This window comes from Desulfoferrobacter suflitae, assembly GCF_022603395.1.
GTDB lineage: Bacteria > Desulfobacterota > Syntrophobacteria > Syntrophobacterales > Syntrophobacteraceae > Desulfoferrobacter > Desulfoferrobacter suflitae.
Genome location: NZ_JAIBKA010000004.1, coordinates 427,758 through 442,251, shown reverse-complemented (window position 1 = coordinate 442,251; position 14,494 = coordinate 427,758). Strand labels below are relative to the sequence as shown.

Below are 14,494 nucleotides of genomic sequence, written 5' to 3'. Positions count from 1 at the left end.
AATGTCGGCTTTGACGGGATCGGCCACAACAAGGGGGAAGGCCCCTCGGGCGCGGGCTGAATATGAGCTTCAGTGGATACAATCACGATCAGTTGATCAGTTATAACGCCATCAGCACCACACTGGAGAAGCTGCCGGCTGAACAAATAGCCGGACTGAAGAAACGCATCGCCCCTTACCTGGAATTTCGTGCCAGGGTGGAGGAATTTTATCAGCACTACTTCAGGAATATCTGCGAGCAATCCTGCTTTGCAACCCACATCAGTGCGTGCTGCGGATTTGAAAGCATCATCATTTTCTTCGCCGACCAGGTCATCAACTGCATCATGTCCAACCCGGACCAACTGACCGGGATCGTGGAAATCCTCGAGAAGCCCAACCGTTCAAACCATTGCGTGTTCCTTGGCAAAAGCGGCTGCATCTGGCAGGTGCGACCGATCACCTGTGCCATGTTCTTATGCGACCCGGCCAAGCAAACGCTTTTTGCTCGGAGTCCCGAGGCGGAGCCCGTTTGGCGCGAACTTCAGCAATGGGAGAAGGATTTTACCTGGCCTGTCAACCCGGTGCTGTTCGATGAGCTCGAAAGGTATTTCATGGATTTGGGTGTCGATGTACCCAGTCTGTATTTTCACAAGAGCCCCGGCTTGTTGCGACTGAAAGCCAGAGCGGGAATCAACGCTCATCCTCAGCCAGGAAGTCGTCTGCATAGGTAAACAGTTTTTCCATCAGATCAGGATCGTCCAAGTGACGCTCACCCATAAAGGCTACAGCGTGTCGCCCCCACTGGCGCATGGCCCCGGGATTGGCGACCCCGGTAGACCACAAAATAAAGCGCTCCAAACGTTCCGTACCAGGCACCATTCCCCGCTCGTCAAACATGCTTCGTCGCGCGTCTCCCGGGGTTGGCAGACTGCGCAGCTCATCATAGTCGGACAGTTCATACCGCCTGCGGTCATCCCCGGGAGACTGTCCGAACGTTGGGCTCGGGTGCTTTTCAGTCCTTCCCGAGAATTCCGGATCGGAGTGCGGAACGGCCACCGGCATCCGGGAGTCACGGGATCCTCTGGATTCCGTCTCGGGTCGCAGCGACGCCCGCCGGGGATTTTCCCGATGGCTCCCGGAGGAGCGTGGCACTGTGTACAAATGCCGCACATAATGGCTCCCGCTTTCCATAGAAATCACCATGCGCTGATGCGTTGCGTCGAACGCCGGGGCCGGCAATATCAGAGGTGGTTCGGTGCACTCGGGAGGCGTTCGCGGTTGAAGTCGGCTGGTGGGGTAAAACTTCAGATAACAGCCGCAATTGTGGACCGTTTCGTACAGCAGGGGCTGCCCATCCAAACCGAGAGTGACACGGTAATTGATTCCATCCATGTGGCCCCCGACCAAATCCAAAAAACTCTGCCTGGGCCGCTCGGGAAACCATATGATGTAATTCAGCTGCGCCAGGACCCGACCATTGAAACGGGTGTAGGAAAGCCGCCTATAGGTCCTGGCTGCGGCGCTGTTGATCCGCAAATTCCCCTGTTGGGTCCATTCGGGAACGCCGATGTGATCATAGTTCCCCCTGTCCTCAACTTCCCAGATGGGCGCATACCACGCAAACAGCTCACTTATCGTGGCAGGTGCATAGATCGGGATGCCGAGTGCATCCTGTTTGGCGTTGCCGATGAGCAGGCGGGGAGAAGGCCGACCATCAACCGTCTCCACTGGAAAGTAACGGATAAGAAGAGGATTTTGGGGGCGCGAGTTGCTAAAATCCTGCCTGGACTTTGCGTGCAGCTTTTTGACTCCTTCCGCCAGGAAAAGAAGCGGCAGCGGATATAGACCGGCAGCGCGTCGCCAGGCGAGATACTCGTCCGGAACGTGCACTGTGCGCTTTAATCTGTTGCGCTGCTGTGCGTCGGCAAAATCAGCCGACCTCAACACATCACCGCACTGCAGGACTTCCTCGTGAAGGTTCCCGCTCCCGGTTCGTCTCTGCAGGGAACCGCGCTCAGACGGGTCGAGGTTTGCCATTTCATAACGGCGTGCGACCCGATCGAGCGTCTGCAACCTCGCCACCCAGGCATCGAATTGTGAGGCATTTTCGACATCATCCCGGAAAGATGCCAGAAAACGATTCACACGCAAGTATGGGTACCCGGCTACACGGAATTCTCCCGCATCGCGAACACCGACTGTCTTGGTGCGGTCATCCAGCAGGGCGAAGAACTCCGCACAGCGCCCCACCATCCCCGCACCCCCCCTATCAATGGATCGAGCTGATTGGGGCAGGTGAGCGCAACCCGCGAGGAGGGCCGGCACCAGGCACATCACCATGAGCATACAACCCATCTCGCGTTTACTGGTTCTTCGCTGCATATCTCCATTCTAATCGCATGGCGGTAGCTTGCTCCCACCTGGCGGTGGACCGCAGGAATTCTTTCATCCCGCCGCCCCACGGGTAATGCGCCCAGAAAGACACGCCAAAAAAATCAAGGTAGGCCACCTGCGTCACCCTGGTTGTGTTTCCTTGGGAGGTGGCCTGAATGTAGCCGTAATGAAACTTCTGTCCACATTCCTTGGGGTTTAACAGCGAGAAATCCAATCGATGCCTGCCGTTAAAGACCCGCGTGCGCCATAGATACGTCGCATCCGGCCCCACAGTGTAACTGTTCTCAGTAATGACTGCATGGTCTTCCCTGCGCACCAGCCGATGCTCCTTGATGAATTGGTTGGTCGCCAGGTAAGAACCTTCAAAGTCCGTCTTGAACCGCCAATAGGTCTCCAGTGGAACATTGACATAATAGATCAGCCGGTAGCCGATTCCGCCCCGAGGATCGGGTTCAATCATGCGAATTACGGGATCGGAGTCACCAGCAGCCGAAGCCGGGACGGGCAAAGCGCAGCACAGGATTGAACACAGCCACCAAGTCAAAACCCGTCGCAGACTTTGCCTTAACCGATCATCCAGGATCATTCCTGAAGTCATCATTTTGAAAACTCCTCATGCGCAGCGACTCGGCCGGTCAGCCAATGGTTACCCGCCGGCTGGGAATATCGCCCCTTGCGCCGTGTTTTCAAAGACCATGCATGCAAAGCAGGCCCCATTCTATCGTATCCCAGACATGATTCCGGCTTTCAAGTGGGCTGGGCTGCGGTACGAAATCCAGTACAACAGGCATTGGGTTTCGGCACGCGTAGCCTACGGCGAAACCCAACACAGGCCGGGCTGACTAACGTACTCGTCGGGTTTACGTATTCGTTGGGTTTCGCTGCGCTCAACCCAACCTACTCTTCTGCACTTGGCAACTCCACTGCATTTCGGGCACTCTATTGTGTGGAGCTGTACTAAGTAACTTTAAGAATTGGGAGGTGTTTTGGCAAAGCCGGAAGGCATACCGGGGGTGACGGATTGCAAGGATGACAGGCGTTGCCAATGCCCACCGTCACTTTTCGACCCGGCGGGATTGCTGCTTGAACTTTCCTTGCTATGGCACCCGTTGTGGCTTAGAATACGGATGCTCGTAATGCGACTACAGATTGAAGAGAGCTGTTGAAGATGAAATCCAGTAAATTTGAAGTTGTTCGATCCGATCAGGGCGGATGCTACCTCTGTCTGGAGAATAACCAGGAACTCTACCTTGCCAGGGAAATTCGGGGCGGCCGACTCACCGCCCTGTGTTCCCGCTGCCTGCTCGGCAATCTGGATGACTTCATGTTGGACAATACCAGGGAGTGGCCTTTTTCGCAGGGACAATAGAGGCGAACAGGACGAGACTTAGACTGTTCCCTGTTTGGCTCCGCTTCCATTCCTGTTCAGCCCCGGCAGCACGTGATCTAAAATCCCGTTGATGAAGGCTCCCGATTCATTGCTGCCAAACATCTTGCCCAAATCAATGGCTTCATTGATGGAAACCTTGGGCGGAATGGTCCTGCAGTGAAGCATTTCGTAAAGAGCCAGACGCAGGATGTTCCGGTCCACAATGGACATCCTCTCGATGCGCCAATGCTGCGAAGCCCCACCAATCATCCGGTCTATTTCCGCGCGGTGATGATAGACCCCATAGACGAGCTCTTCACAAAAAGGCCGCAATTCCAACGGACTTTCAAAGCACTCGTAATACAGTCGAAGCGCCTCCTCCGGAGGCACTTCATTCACTTCCATCTCATACAATACCTGCAGTGCAATCTCGCGCGAACGTCTACGCTGACCCATATCTTCTATTCTCGCTTGTGAAACCCGGTGGAATGCTTCGTCAATTCATTCCAACTACGAAGGGAATGACCGGTGGAAGAACATCGGCCTGATGACTTTCCGGCGCGGGGGAAGGCCCCCGGGTTGCGAAAGCTCCGAACATATCAAATCGTCTCTATCGTGTGGTGGATAGTCTACAGTTTCTCGCTTGGATGCGACCCTCTGCCAAGCCAGGGGTAAGCATGTCTCAGGACGGCAGGTGCCTTATGAGATTAGTCATCTCAATGGCAGCCAGGGCAGCTTCCCAGCCCTTGTTGCCTGCCTTTGAACCGGCTCGCTCAATGGCCTGCTCCAAAGTGTCCGTGGTGAGCACGCCGAAGCTGATGGGCACACCCGATTCCAGACTGACGTTGGCTATACCTTTGGAAACTTCGCTGGCCACGTAGTCAAAATGCGGAGTAGCCCCTCGAATTACCGCACCCAGGCAAATCACGGCGTCATAGCGCCCCGTCTCGGCCAACTTTTTGGCTATCAGCGGGATTTCAAATGCCCCCGGTACCTTGTAGACGTCAATGCTCTCCGGCTCCGCTCCACTCCGTTTGAGAGCATCCATGGCACCGCCCAGCAGTCGATCGCAAATAAAGTCATTGAACCGGCTGACGACTATTCCAAACCGAAGGCCCTGGGCCAGCAGTTTCCCCTCATATATTGTCATGATGCACTACTCGCTTCCTTTTCCTCAATGCAACTGATCAGGTGACCCATTTTACTGCACTTGGTTTTGAGATAGTCGATATTGCACTCATTGGGTGCTATCTCGATGGGAACCCGCTTGGTGACTGTAATGCCGTACCCCTGAAGGCCGACAATTTTGGTGGGATTATTAGTCATCAGCTTCATCTTCCTGATTCCCAGGTCCACCAGCATCTGAGCGCCTATGCCATAGTCACGCAAATCGGCATCAAAGCCCAGCGCCTTATTTGCCTCCACGGTATCGTAGCCTCTTTCCTGCAAAGCATAGGCTTTCAACTTATTCAAAAGGCCAATACCGCGACCTTCATGATTCCTCATATAGAGTAAAACGCCCCTGCCCTCCTTGGCAATCTGCATCAAGGAAGCCCTGAGCTGCCCGCCGCAATCGCACCGCAATGATCCCAAGACATCCCCGGTCAAACATTCCGAATGAACTCGCACCAGGATTTCATCGTCCGGATTGATTTCGCCCTTGACCAATGCCAGGTGTGTGTAATCATCGATGTCATTGGTATAGCCGATGATCTGAAATTCACCTCCATAGGCGCTGGGCAGCGTGGCAACAGCCGAACGATGCACAAAAATTTCATGCTGCATGCGATAATGAATGATGTCTGCCACAGTGACAATCTTGACGCCATGCTTTTCGGCAAATTCTTCCAGGTCCGGCATGCGGGCCATGGTGCCGTCGTCTTTCATGATTTCGCAGATCACACCAGCCGGTTTGAGGCCCGCCAGTCGGGCCAAGTCCACCGACCCCTCCGTTTGACCGGTGCGCACCAGTACGCCACCCTTCTTGGATCGCAGCGGAAATATGTGACCCGGGCTGACAATGTCTTCAGGCCTGGCATCGTCTGCGATGGCTGTGAGGATGGTGTGAGCTCTGTCCGCAGCGCTTATCCCTGTAGTAACACCATGCCTCGCCTCGATGGAAACCGTGAAGGCGGTTTCAAAGCGGGATAGATTCTGGGAAACCATCATGGGCAATCTGAGGTGATCAACCCGCTCGGGAGTCAGGGAAAGGCAAATCAGGCCGCGGCCGAATCGGGCCATAAAGTTGATCGCTTCGGCACTGACCATTTCGGCGGCCATACAGAGATCGCCTTCATTTTCGCGATCTTCATCATCAACCAAAATAACCATCTTGCCCCGGCGAATGTCTTCCAACGCCTCGGGGATGCTTGCCACAGGCATTATCAGCTACTCCTTTGCTCAAGAATGTGCTGGATTTGACAATCCCTTAAATCGATTATAGAGGTCCCAGGATAATGTTCTTGGTGTAAGCCACAATCATTTTCTTAAATTTTACAAATAGCATGAAGCCGGGGGCTTCTCAAGAGAAGCTCAGCCAAATACTTGGGGCCCGCACTTGACCGAGGCGCACCCGCTCATCATACAGCCGCTCCAACCGTTCACCACCGGCGCAGAGAGGGCCGAGATTGGCAAAGCTTGTATCCTTCAGGGAGGATTCTTAGCGTGCCTCCGTGCCCTTCGTGTCTTTGTGCCGAACGATTGCGAAAACTCATAAAAATCCGTGCTTTTCCAGGAAACTCAAATCTATACTGGATCGATCCGATCCCTTGAAAAGCTTCCTTTCCCATCCGCTCAGCATCTTTCCCACGTATTTGCCGATGAGATCCGTTTCTATGTTCACTCGATCACCGCTCTCAAGCCATTGGATCGTCGTCTGCCGAGCCGTATGGGGAACAATGTTGACGTCAAAGCAATCGAGTCCACACCCGTTGACCGTCAGGCTGATGCCATCGATGGCAATAGAGCCTTTCTCCACGATGTACCTGGCCGCCTCGGGTGGGACCTCAAAGAAAAGCCGCCAGGAACGCCCATCCTGGCTTCTGTTCAGTAGCGTCCCGACAGCGTCCACATGGCCGCTCACCAGATGCCCGCCCAGACGGTCTCCCAAGCGCAGGGCACGTTCCAGGTTGAGGCGGCTACCGGCCGCCTTGCTCCCCAATGTAGTACGATTGAGAGTCTCGACGGACACATCGGCGCTGAAGACATTCCCGGAAAAGGCGGCCACCGTGAGGCAGGCTCCGTCCACTGAAATGCTTTCACCCAGCTCCAGTTGCTGGAAGGCGCCATGCGATTTGATGACCATCCTGGCGTCACTGCCTTGCCGGTCGGTCCTGATTAACGTACCTATGTCTTGTATGAGACCGGTAAACACAGCATCACCCTCGTCAATAGATTGCTTCCCTAAATCTACCCGTAAGCATAACATCCTGACCAAATCTTCGGACCTTGATATCATAGGCTGAAAAAGCCTGCGACATCATCTCCCGCGCATTCCCCCAGAAAGCGGGCAGACCGCGCGGATCCGCTAAAATCTTAGGCCCGTAGAAGAAATAGAAGTCGTCGGCCAGGTGCTGCTCCAGGAAGCTTCCCAGCACGTGAGCACCACCTTCTACCAGCAGGCTGGTGATCTGCTCTCCACCCAACTCTTCCAGCAAAGCGGCCAGATCGATGCGGCCGTCTTTGGCCGGCAGGCGTAAAGTTCGCACTCCCTTCCGGTGCAACCGGTTCATCCGGGACTCCGCTGCATCCGGGCCGCATGCAATCCACACCGGGAACTCACGTGCGGTTAAAACCAGCTGACTGTCCAGGGGAATACGCAGCTCGGCATCCAGTACAATACGTATGGGTTGACGGGCGGTCTTCTTTCCTAACCGCGCAGTGAGCATTGGATCATCACACAGAGCCGTGCCTATGCCCACCAAAATAGCGTCCAGCTCGCAGCGCAGCCGGTGGGCGAAGCGCCGTGAACTTTCGTTGCTGACCCATCTCGCGTCACCAGTGCGGGTTGCGATTTTGCCATCGAGGGTCATGGCGGCTTTAAGGGTCACATAAGGAATGCCGGTCGTGGCGTACTTGATGAACCTCTGATTCAGTTTCCGGCACTCGTTGTGCAGGATGCCCGCATCGACCGTCACTCCATGCCGTCGCAAATAGTCTGCGCCGCCCCCCTTGACCTGTCGATTGGGATCCTCCATACCAATCACCACCCGCGCAATCCCCGCCTGCAAAACCGCTTGCGAGCACGGCGGCGTTCTGCCGAAGTGGTTGCACGGCTCAAGGGTGACATAGAGCACCGCTCCGCGCGCCTTGTCGGCGGCATCCCGCAGGGCGTTTATTTCCGCATGGGGCCCTCCGACATATTCATGGCAACCCTTGCCGACAACCGCACCATCTGCCACTACAACGGCGCCGACCAAAGGATTGGGGCTCGTCCGACCGCGCCCTTTGGCAGCCCATCGCAGCGCCTCCTTCATATAGAATTCATCGTCATGCAACATTCAACAACTCACAACCCGCCTCAGGTTGACACACTCCCAAGATAACAACGCACATCCGGCAGGGGCGGTTGTGCTGCCGCATACCCCGCAGAGTCGTTTGGGCACAGCCTGCCAGGCACACACAGGGGACTGTGAGGGCAGCTCAACCCGCGCAAAAACCCGGTCTCGGGAGCTGCAGCTGCAGGTAATGGCACTGCGGCCAAGGACCCGCTACCGGTACAGCGGAAAAGACGCACAAAATTCGGAGACTTCCGCCTTTAGAGCTGTGATGGCCCGTTCATCTCCCACCGCCTGCAAACCACGGTGGATAAACCGCGCTACCGCCGGCATGTCGTCAGGCGTCATGCCACGGGTTGTCAACGCCGGGGTACCGATGCGGATGCCGCTCGCAATGTGAGGTTTTTGTGGATCAAAGGGGATGGAATTCTTGTTCACGGTAATGCCAGCCGAATCCAATGTTTCTTCCGCCAGCTTGCCGGTCAGTTGCTGTGGGGAAAGATCGACCAGTATCAAATGGTTGTCTGTTCCTCCGGACACCAGGCGGTATCCCAGGGCGGTCAACTCCTTCGCCAGCCGCCGGCTGTTCTCCACAATTCGGCTTTGATAGGCTTTGAAGGCCGGCTGTAACGCCTCATGAAACGCCACTGCTTTGGCGGCTATGACATGCATGAGAGGGCCCCCCTGAATGCCCGGAAAAATCTGGCTGTCAAGGGTCTTGGCATAATTTGCATGAGACAGGATCAGTCCACCGCGAGGGCCTCGCAAAGTCTTGTGCGTGGTCGAGGTGACAAAGTCCGCATAATCGATGGGATTAGGGTGCAAACCGGCACTCACCAGCCCGGCAATGTGGGCCATATCGACCAGCAGGAATGCGCCCACAGCGCTGCATATTTCCCGAAATCGGGCAAAATCGATAATGCGTGGATAGGCACTGGCTCCCGCTATGATCATCTTCGGGCGCGACTGCTTCGCCAGGCGCGCCAGTTCATCGTAATCGATGCGCTCGGTGTCACGCTTCACGCCATAGGACGTCACATTGAAAAACCGTCCGGAAAAACTGACCGGGCTGCCGTGGGTCAAGTGTCCGCCCTGGCGCAGGTCCATTCCCAAAATAGTGTCTCCAGGATCCAGGACGGCGAAATAAACCGCCATGTTGGCCTGTGAACCCGAGTGGGGCTGGACGTTGGCGTATTCCGCATGAAAAAGCTTTTTGGCCCGTTCCTGTGCAAGCCTTTCCGCAATATCTACAAACTCGCAACCGCCGTAATATCTCTTCCCTGGATAGCCTTCTGCATACTTATTGGTCAAAACCGAACCTTGAGCCTCCCGGACCGCCGGACTGACAAAGTTCTCCGAAGCGATGAGCTCCAGCTTGCCCTGCTGTCTTTTCTCTTCGTCCCGAATCACCCGGGCAATTTCCGGATCGACAACCTCAAGATAGGACATTGCATTTTCCTTCTTAAAAGCACTATTTCGCCACCATGACGCACTCACTGCTTCCGTTGAAAATTGATGCAACTTCTAACTTCCGACCATGCTCTTTTCACCCTTTGAAGGGAGATCCCCCCGTCACACCGGCGTCCCCGTCACAATGGTCGATCATCTCAACTCTTTTTTGATGCCTGCCGCCTTCAAATGCTTCCGCCAGCCAAACGTCCACCACTTCAGCGGCAAGACCCGGCCCCAGGAAGCGTCCGCCCAGACATAGCACATTGCTGTCGTTATGCCGCCTGGCCATTTTGGCCGCATAAGGTTCATTGGCCTGGACGGCTCGAACTCCGGGAATGCGATTGGCGGCAATGCACATTCCGATGCCGCTGCCGCAGACCAGGATGCCGCGCTCGACGGCACCGCCGGCAACAGCGCGACCCACCTTGACGGCATATTCCGGATAGTCAACGGAATCCAGGCTGTGGGCGCCGATGTCTTCCACTTGGTGACCCTGCTGGCGCAAATGGACAACCAGTTTTTCCTTTAACTCATAGCCGCCGTGATCACATCCAACCATTATCTTCATCAAGCCAACCTCATCGGGTTTGTGCCAAAAGGGACTCCACCCGTCCGGCAACCTTCATTGATGCGGCCCCATGCAATCCCACCGGCAGCGAGTCTCCTGCCCGGTTCTGTCAGGCTGCAGTGAGGAAGCCGACACACCTTTCTTTTGATGAACATGGTCAGGCGCCGTTCCACTTGCGCAATACAATGGTGGCGTTGGTACCGCCAAACCCGAAGGAGTTGGACAACGCAACATCTATCGCTGCCGGCCTGGCCTGATTGGGAACATAGTCCAAATCGCAGTCGGGATCCTGATTTTCGTAGTTGATCGTTGGTGGAATCATTTCCCGCTTGATGGCCAGAGCGGTATAGGCGGCCTCAACCCCACCGGCGGCACCGAGCAGATGACCGGTCATGGACTTGGTCGAACTGACGGCCAGGCTGCGCGCGTGTTCTGCAAAAACCGTCTTGATGGCCTGGGTTTCATACTTGTCGTTCAGGTCGGTAGACGTACCGTGAGCATTGATGTAGTGGACATCTTCAGGCCGCACCGAGGCATCTTCGAGTGCCATCCGCATGCAGCGTACCGCCCCTTCCCCCTCAGGAGCCGGAGCAGCCATGTGGTAAGCATCTCCCGAAGCACCAAAACCAGTAATCTCGGCGTATATTTGGGCCCCTCTGTCGAGCGCCGTCTCCATCTCTTCCAGAATCAGAATGGCCGCTCCTTCTCCCATCACAAACCCCTCACGGTCTCGTTCAAACGGGCGCGAAGCTTTCTCCGGTTCGTCATTGCGCGTGGACAACGCGCGCATGGCATTGAAGCCGGCAATACCCAGAGGGGTTATGGTCGATTCGACTCCACCGGTGATCATGATATCGGCCATGCCGCTGCGTATCATGTGAAAAGCCTCTCCAATGGCATGAGTGCCTGCTGCACATGCCGTTTGGACCGACAGGTTAGGCCCTTTGGCTCCATGATAAATGGATATGAGTCCCGGGGCCATATTGCCCAGCAGCATGGGAATGAAGAAAGGGCTCACTTTTTTGGGTCCGGATTCCAGCAACACTCGATGATACACTTCAATGGTGGAAAGCCCCCCCAGGCCGCATCCGATAAAAACGCCGGCGCGATCCGCGCGCTTCCCAGAGATGGTCAAGTGCGCGTTCTCGAAGGCCAGTCTGGCTGCACCCAGGCTGATTTGCAGAAATCGATCCATCTTGCGCAGTTCTTTTTTGGCAATAAAATCTTCCGGGTGAAAATTCTTGACTTCGGCAGCGATTTGCGTCGCATACCCCGTGGGATCAAAGCGAGTAATGTGCCCGATCCCCGATTTGCCCTGCATCAGAGCACTCCAGTTTTCTTCGATCCCTATTCCCAGAGGAGATACCAAACCGATTCCTGTGATGACCGCCCGGCGGTGTTTACCAATTTCCATTGTTTTCCCTCACTGGTGCAGCGGCGCGCATTCCATTGCCTTGCCCGTCCGACCGACTATTTTCTCTTGCTGGCAAGGTTTTCAACCCATAAACATCCCGCCATTGACGTGAACGACCTGACCGGTAACATAACCGGCTGCTTCCGAAGCCAAATACTTTACCGCACCCGCAACATCCTCGGGAGTCCCCAGGCGAGCCGCCGGTATTTGCGCCAGCAAGCTCTCTTTGGCCTTATCCGTCAGAGCGGCGGTCATGTCGGTTTCGATAAAGCCCGGCGCCACGGCATTTACGGTGATATTTCTGGAAATGAGCTCACGGGCGAGCGAGCGGGTCAGCCCTATGATCCCTGCCTTCGCGGCCGCATAATTGCTCTGTCCGGCATTGCCCATGGCGCCGACAACCGATGTCACGTTGACGATGCGGCCGTATTTTTGTCGCATCATGGGTTTGACCACCGCTTGCGAGCAGAGAAAAGCCCCCTTCAGATTGGTGTCAATGACTTCGTCCCACTCTGCGGATTTCATGAGAACCAGCAGGTTGTCCCGGGTGATGCCGGCGTTGTTGACCAGAACATCAATGCGCCCATGAGCTTTCAACATCTCTTTAAAGGCTTCTTTGACAGCCGTCTCATCGGCAATATCAAACGGCTGCAGGTGCGCTCCGCCGCCTTTATCCGCCACCGCGGCCGCCGTCTTCTGGGCCGCAGCGACACCGGAGCGGTAGTTGATCACGATTTGATGACCGGGCTCCGCCAACTCGACCGCAATGGCCCTGCCGATCCCTCGACTCGCCCCGGTAACGACAATCACCCGCTTTTCTGACATGGAATTACTCCCGCTCCTGCTTGATTTTTCGGATAAAAGCCGGAATGAATTCGAACAGGTCCGCCACTACACCACAACTGGCCACATCGAACACCGGCGCTTCCCTGTCCTTGTTCACGGCCACGATGATCTTTGAGCCCTGCATGCCAACCACATGCTGAATGGCCCCCGACAGCCCAACGGCCATATAGAGGGTGGGGGCAACCGTGCGGCCCGTTTGTCCAACCTGATGCGAAGGCGCAATCCAGCCTTCCTCAACCGCACCGCGCGAGGCCCCGACAGCCCCTTTGACCAGTTGCGCAAGCTCTTCAAGCAGGACAAAATTTTCCGCCTTCCCCAGACCGCGCCCGCCGGAGACAATGATATCGGCCTCGGTGAGCTTTGCGGTTTGATCCTGTTCGGGAATGACCTCCAACACTTCCACGCGATTCTGGAAGATCCCGTCCGACACCTCGATGACTTCGCTGCGCCCCGGATGCTCCGGCTGCCGGACAGGCCGCATGACCTTGGGGCGAACGGTCGCCATCTGCGGACGACTGTTGGGGCAAACAATGGTCGCCATGACATTTCCCCCAAAGGCCGGCCGTGTCTGCAGCAACAACCCCTCCTCGCTGATATCCAGCTCGGTGCAGTCCGCCGTCAATCCGGTCCTGACGGAGGCGGCAACGCGCGGGATGAAAGAACGGCCGATGCTGGTGGCACCAGCCAGCAGAATCTCCGGTCGCTTTTTGTGAATCAGGTCCACCAGAACGTCTGCGTAGGCTTCATTGGTGAAGCGGGCCAACTGTGGATGATCGACCAGATAGACGACGTCCGCCCCATAGGCAATCAGCTCTGACGACAGCGCCTCTCCCAGTCCATGGCCAAGCAGAACCGCCGCCAGTTCGACCCCTCTTTTGTCCGCCAGTTGTCGTCCCGCCCCCAGCAGTTCGTAGCTCACCTTGTGAACCGTGCCGTCACGCCATTCAGCAAATACCCATACACCATTGTAGTCGGCCAAATCCGCAGCGGGCCCGGCACCCACTTCCGGCAGAGAGATGGCGCCGAACTCACAGGTGTCCACACACATACCGCACAAGGTGCATTCATCGGAGATCTCGACACTGGTTTCACCGACGGTGATGGCCCCAAACGGGCAAACATCGGAGCACACCCCGCAAACGGTGCATTTCTTGCCATCAACAAGTGCTTTCATATTCCTGGTACCTTGGCTTCCTTCAGGTATCTGTAGAGTTGCTCCACCTGCTCTTCGAGGCTCCCTTCGATGATGACCCGGTCGGTCCGCCGCGGCGGCGAAAAGACTCTCACCACCTGTGTGAACGAGCCGCACAGTCCCACATCATTGGCATCGAGCCCCAGTTCGGCAATTCCCCATACGGGGATAGCCGCCTTCTTGGCGCGCATCTTGTGGCGCAGGGAGGGCAAGCGGGGTTCTCCCACCTCCTTGATGACGGTGATCAGTGCCGGGGTCGACAGTTTCCATACTTCGGTACCTTCATCGGTTTGCCTGGTCACCTTCAGGTGTTGTGCGTCCAGCGGTTCCATTTTCTTCACGAAGGTGGCATAGGGTATATCGAGCAACGTCGCCACTTCCGGACCCACCTGAGCGGTATCCCCGTCCACCGCCTGCTTGCCGCAGAGAATAAGATCGACGTTTCCCAGTTTGCGAATGGCCGCAGACAGGGTAACGGAAGTAGCCCAGGTGTCGGCGCCGGCAAAGGCTCGGTCACTCAACAAAAGCGCCGCGTCGACTCCGCGCGACAAAACCTCTCGCAATGCCTCTTCGGCCTGCGGCGGTCCCATGGTGATGACCGTGATTGTGGCGCTCGATGCATCCTTTATTTGCAGAGCGGCTTCCACAGCAAACAGATCGAAGGGATTGATGATGCTCTCCACACCCTGCCGGACCAGAGTATGGGTGTCGGGATCAATGCGAACGTTTTTGGTGTCGGGAACCTGTTTGATGCATACAACGATGTGCATGGAGTGCACCT

Annotated in this window: 15 protein-coding genes; 2 read left to right on the top strand and 13 right to left on the bottom strand. The window is 56.1% G+C overall.

The genetic code is table 11. From position 1 onward, the window contains the following. Nucleotides 1-62 precede the first annotated feature (62 nt). A complete protein-coding gene (locus tag K1V27_RS09535; RefSeq protein ID WP_258929760.1) occupies nt 63-713 on the top strand; it encodes a hypothetical protein in 651 nt (216 codons plus the stop codon). On the opposite strand, the gene K1V27_RS09530 is transcribed toward K1V27_RS09535, so the two are convergent. Together K1V27_RS09530 and K1V27_RS09525 are read right to left on the bottom strand one after the other, a co-directional pair. After that, complete coding sequence (locus K1V27_RS09530) at nt 673-2,364, bottom strand: hypothetical protein (RefSeq protein WP_258929759.1); 1,692 nt, start codon at nt 2,362-2,364, stop codon at nt 673-675. The genes K1V27_RS09535 and K1V27_RS09530 overlap by 41 nt on opposite strands. After that, a complete protein-coding gene (locus K1V27_RS09525) occupies nt 2,345-2,977 on the bottom strand; it encodes a hypothetical protein (RefSeq protein ID WP_258929758.1) in 633 nt (210 codons plus the stop codon). Before K1V27_RS09525 ends, K1V27_RS09530 begins: the two co-directional genes overlap by 20 nt. A gap of 567 nt (nt 2,978-3,544) precedes the next feature. Here K1V27_RS09525 and K1V27_RS09520 point away from each other — a divergent pair. After that, nucleotides 3,545-3,745 (top strand): hypothetical protein, encoded by a 201-nt coding sequence (locus tag K1V27_RS09520; protein WP_258929757.1) that lies wholly within the window; start codon nt 3,545-3,547, stop codon nt 3,743-3,745. A gap of 18 nt (nt 3,746-3,763) precedes the next feature. Here K1V27_RS09520 and nusB read toward each other — a convergent pair whose 3' ends face one another. The 11 genes from nusB to K1V27_RS09465 form a co-directional block, all read right to left on the bottom strand. Continuing rightward, a complete protein-coding gene (nusB, locus tag K1V27_RS09515) occupies nt 3,764-4,201 on the bottom strand; it encodes a transcription antitermination factor NusB (protein WP_258929756.1) in 438 nt (145 codons plus the stop codon). Nucleotides 4,202-4,427: 226 nt separating this feature from the next. Then, on the bottom strand, nt 4,428-4,895 hold the full coding sequence (gene ribH / locus K1V27_RS09510) for a 6,7-dimethyl-8-ribityllumazine synthase (RefSeq protein WP_258929755.1): 468 nt from the start codon (nt 4,893-4,895) through the stop codon (nt 4,428-4,430). Further along, nucleotides 4,892-6,127, bottom strand: coding sequence for a bifunctional 3,4-dihydroxy-2-butanone-4-phosphate synthase/GTP cyclohydrolase II (locus K1V27_RS09505; RefSeq protein ID WP_258929749.1), 1,236 nt, complete (start codon nt 6,125-6,127; stop codon nt 4,892-4,894). Before K1V27_RS09505 ends, ribH begins: the two co-directional genes overlap by 4 nt. Nucleotides 6,128-6,455: 328 nt before the next feature. Then, complete coding sequence (locus K1V27_RS09500; protein ID WP_258929742.1) at nt 6,456-7,172, bottom strand: riboflavin synthase; 717 nt, start codon at nt 7,170-7,172, stop codon at nt 6,456-6,458. Next, nucleotides 7,132-8,244 carry a bifunctional diaminohydroxyphosphoribosylaminopyrimidine deaminase/5-amino-6-(5-phosphoribosylamino)uracil reductase RibD gene (ribD, locus tag K1V27_RS09495; RefSeq protein ID WP_258929740.1) on the bottom strand — a complete coding sequence of 371 codons (1,113 nt, stop codon included), beginning with the start codon at nt 8,242-8,244 and terminating at the stop codon, nt 7,132-7,134. Before ribD ends, K1V27_RS09500 begins: the two co-directional genes overlap by 41 nt. A 210-nt stretch (nt 8,245-8,454) precedes the next feature. Then, nucleotides 8,455-9,690 (bottom strand): serine hydroxymethyltransferase, encoded by a 1,236-nt coding sequence (gene glyA, locus K1V27_RS09490; RefSeq protein ID WP_258929738.1) that lies wholly within the window; start codon nt 9,688-9,690, stop codon nt 8,455-8,457. A 97-nt stretch (nt 9,691-9,787) separates the two neighbouring features. Next, entirely contained in the window at nt 9,788-10,261 is a 474-nt protein-coding gene (gene rpiB / locus K1V27_RS09485) for a ribose 5-phosphate isomerase B (RefSeq protein ID WP_309574005.1), read from the bottom strand. A 157-nt stretch (nt 10,262-10,418) separates the two neighbouring features. Continuing rightward, the gene (fabF, locus tag K1V27_RS09480; RefSeq protein WP_258929726.1) at nt 10,419-11,675 is read right to left on the bottom strand and encodes a beta-ketoacyl-ACP synthase II; all 1,257 of its coding nucleotides are present in this window, start codon (nt 11,673-11,675) and stop codon (nt 10,419-10,421) included. Nucleotides 11,676-11,756: 81 nt separating this feature from the next. After that, a complete protein-coding gene (gene fabG / locus K1V27_RS09475) occupies nt 11,757-12,500 on the bottom strand; it encodes a 3-oxoacyl-[acyl-carrier-protein] reductase (protein ID WP_258929721.1) in 744 nt (247 codons plus the stop codon). A gap of 4 nt (nt 12,501-12,504) precedes the next feature. Then, nucleotides 12,505-13,695: an electron transfer flavoprotein subunit alpha gene (locus tag K1V27_RS09470; RefSeq protein ID WP_258929719.1), complete on the bottom strand. Its 1,191-nt coding sequence runs from the start codon at nt 13,693-13,695 to the stop codon at nt 12,505-12,507. Further along, the gene (locus K1V27_RS09465) at nt 13,692-14,483 is read right to left on the bottom strand and encodes an electron transfer flavoprotein subunit beta/FixA family protein (RefSeq protein WP_258929715.1); all 792 of its coding nucleotides are present in this window, start codon (nt 14,481-14,483) and stop codon (nt 13,692-13,694) included. The genes K1V27_RS09470 and K1V27_RS09465 overlap by 4 nt, the downstream gene beginning before the upstream one ends. Between the last annotated feature and the right edge of the window lie 11 nt (nt 14,484-14,494).

Bases quoted from the DNA above. Each gene is read 5' to 3' on its own strand.
- K1V27_RS09535 (WP_258929760.1), top strand. From the start codon at position 63: ATGAGCTTCAGTGGATACAATCACGATCAGTTGATCAGTTATAACGCC.
- K1V27_RS09530 (WP_258929759.1), bottom strand. From the start codon at position 2,364: ATGCAGCGAAGAACCAGTAAACGCGAGATGGGTTGTATGCTCATGGTG.
- K1V27_RS09525 (WP_258929758.1), bottom strand. From the start codon at position 2,977: ATGATGACTTCAGGAATGATCCTGGATGATCGGTTAAGGCAAAGTCTG.
- K1V27_RS09520 (WP_258929757.1), top strand. From the start codon at position 3,545: ATGAAATCCAGTAAATTTGAAGTTGTTCGATCCGATCAGGGCGGATGC.
- nusB (WP_258929756.1), bottom strand. From the start codon at position 4,201: ATGGGTCAGCGTAGACGTTCGCGCGAGATTGCACTGCAGGTATTGTAT.
- ribH (WP_258929755.1), bottom strand. From the start codon at position 4,895: ATGACAATATATGAGGGGAAACTGCTGGCCCAGGGCCTTCGGTTTGGA.
- K1V27_RS09505 (WP_258929749.1), bottom strand. From the start codon at position 6,127: ATGCCTGTGGCAAGCATCCCCGAGGCGTTGGAAGACATTCGCCGGGGC.
- K1V27_RS09500 (WP_258929742.1), bottom strand. From the start codon at position 7,172: ATGTTATGCTTACGGGTAGATTTAGGGAAGCAATCTATTGACGAGGGT.
- ribD (WP_258929740.1), bottom strand. From the start codon at position 8,244: ATGTTGCATGACGATGAATTCTATATGAAGGAGGCGCTGCGATGGGCT.
- glyA (WP_258929738.1), bottom strand. From the start codon at position 9,690: ATGTCCTATCTTGAGGTTGTCGATCCGGAAATTGCCCGGGTGATTCGG.
- rpiB (WP_309574005.1), bottom strand. From the start codon at position 10,261: ATGAAGATAATGGTTGGATGTGATCACGGCGGCTATGAGTTAAAGGAA.
- fabF (WP_258929726.1), bottom strand. From the start codon at position 11,675: ATGGAAATTGGTAAACACCGCCGGGCGGTCATCACAGGAATCGGTTTG.
- fabG (WP_258929721.1), bottom strand. From the start codon at position 12,500: ATGTCAGAAAAGCGGGTGATTGTCGTTACCGGGGCGAGTCGAGGGATC.
- K1V27_RS09470 (WP_258929719.1), bottom strand. From the start codon at position 13,695: ATGAAAGCACTTGTTGATGGCAAGAAATGCACCGTTTGCGGGGTGTGC.
- K1V27_RS09465 (WP_258929715.1), bottom strand. From the start codon at position 14,483: ATGCACATCGTTGTATGCATCAAACAGGTTCCCGACACCAAAAACGTT.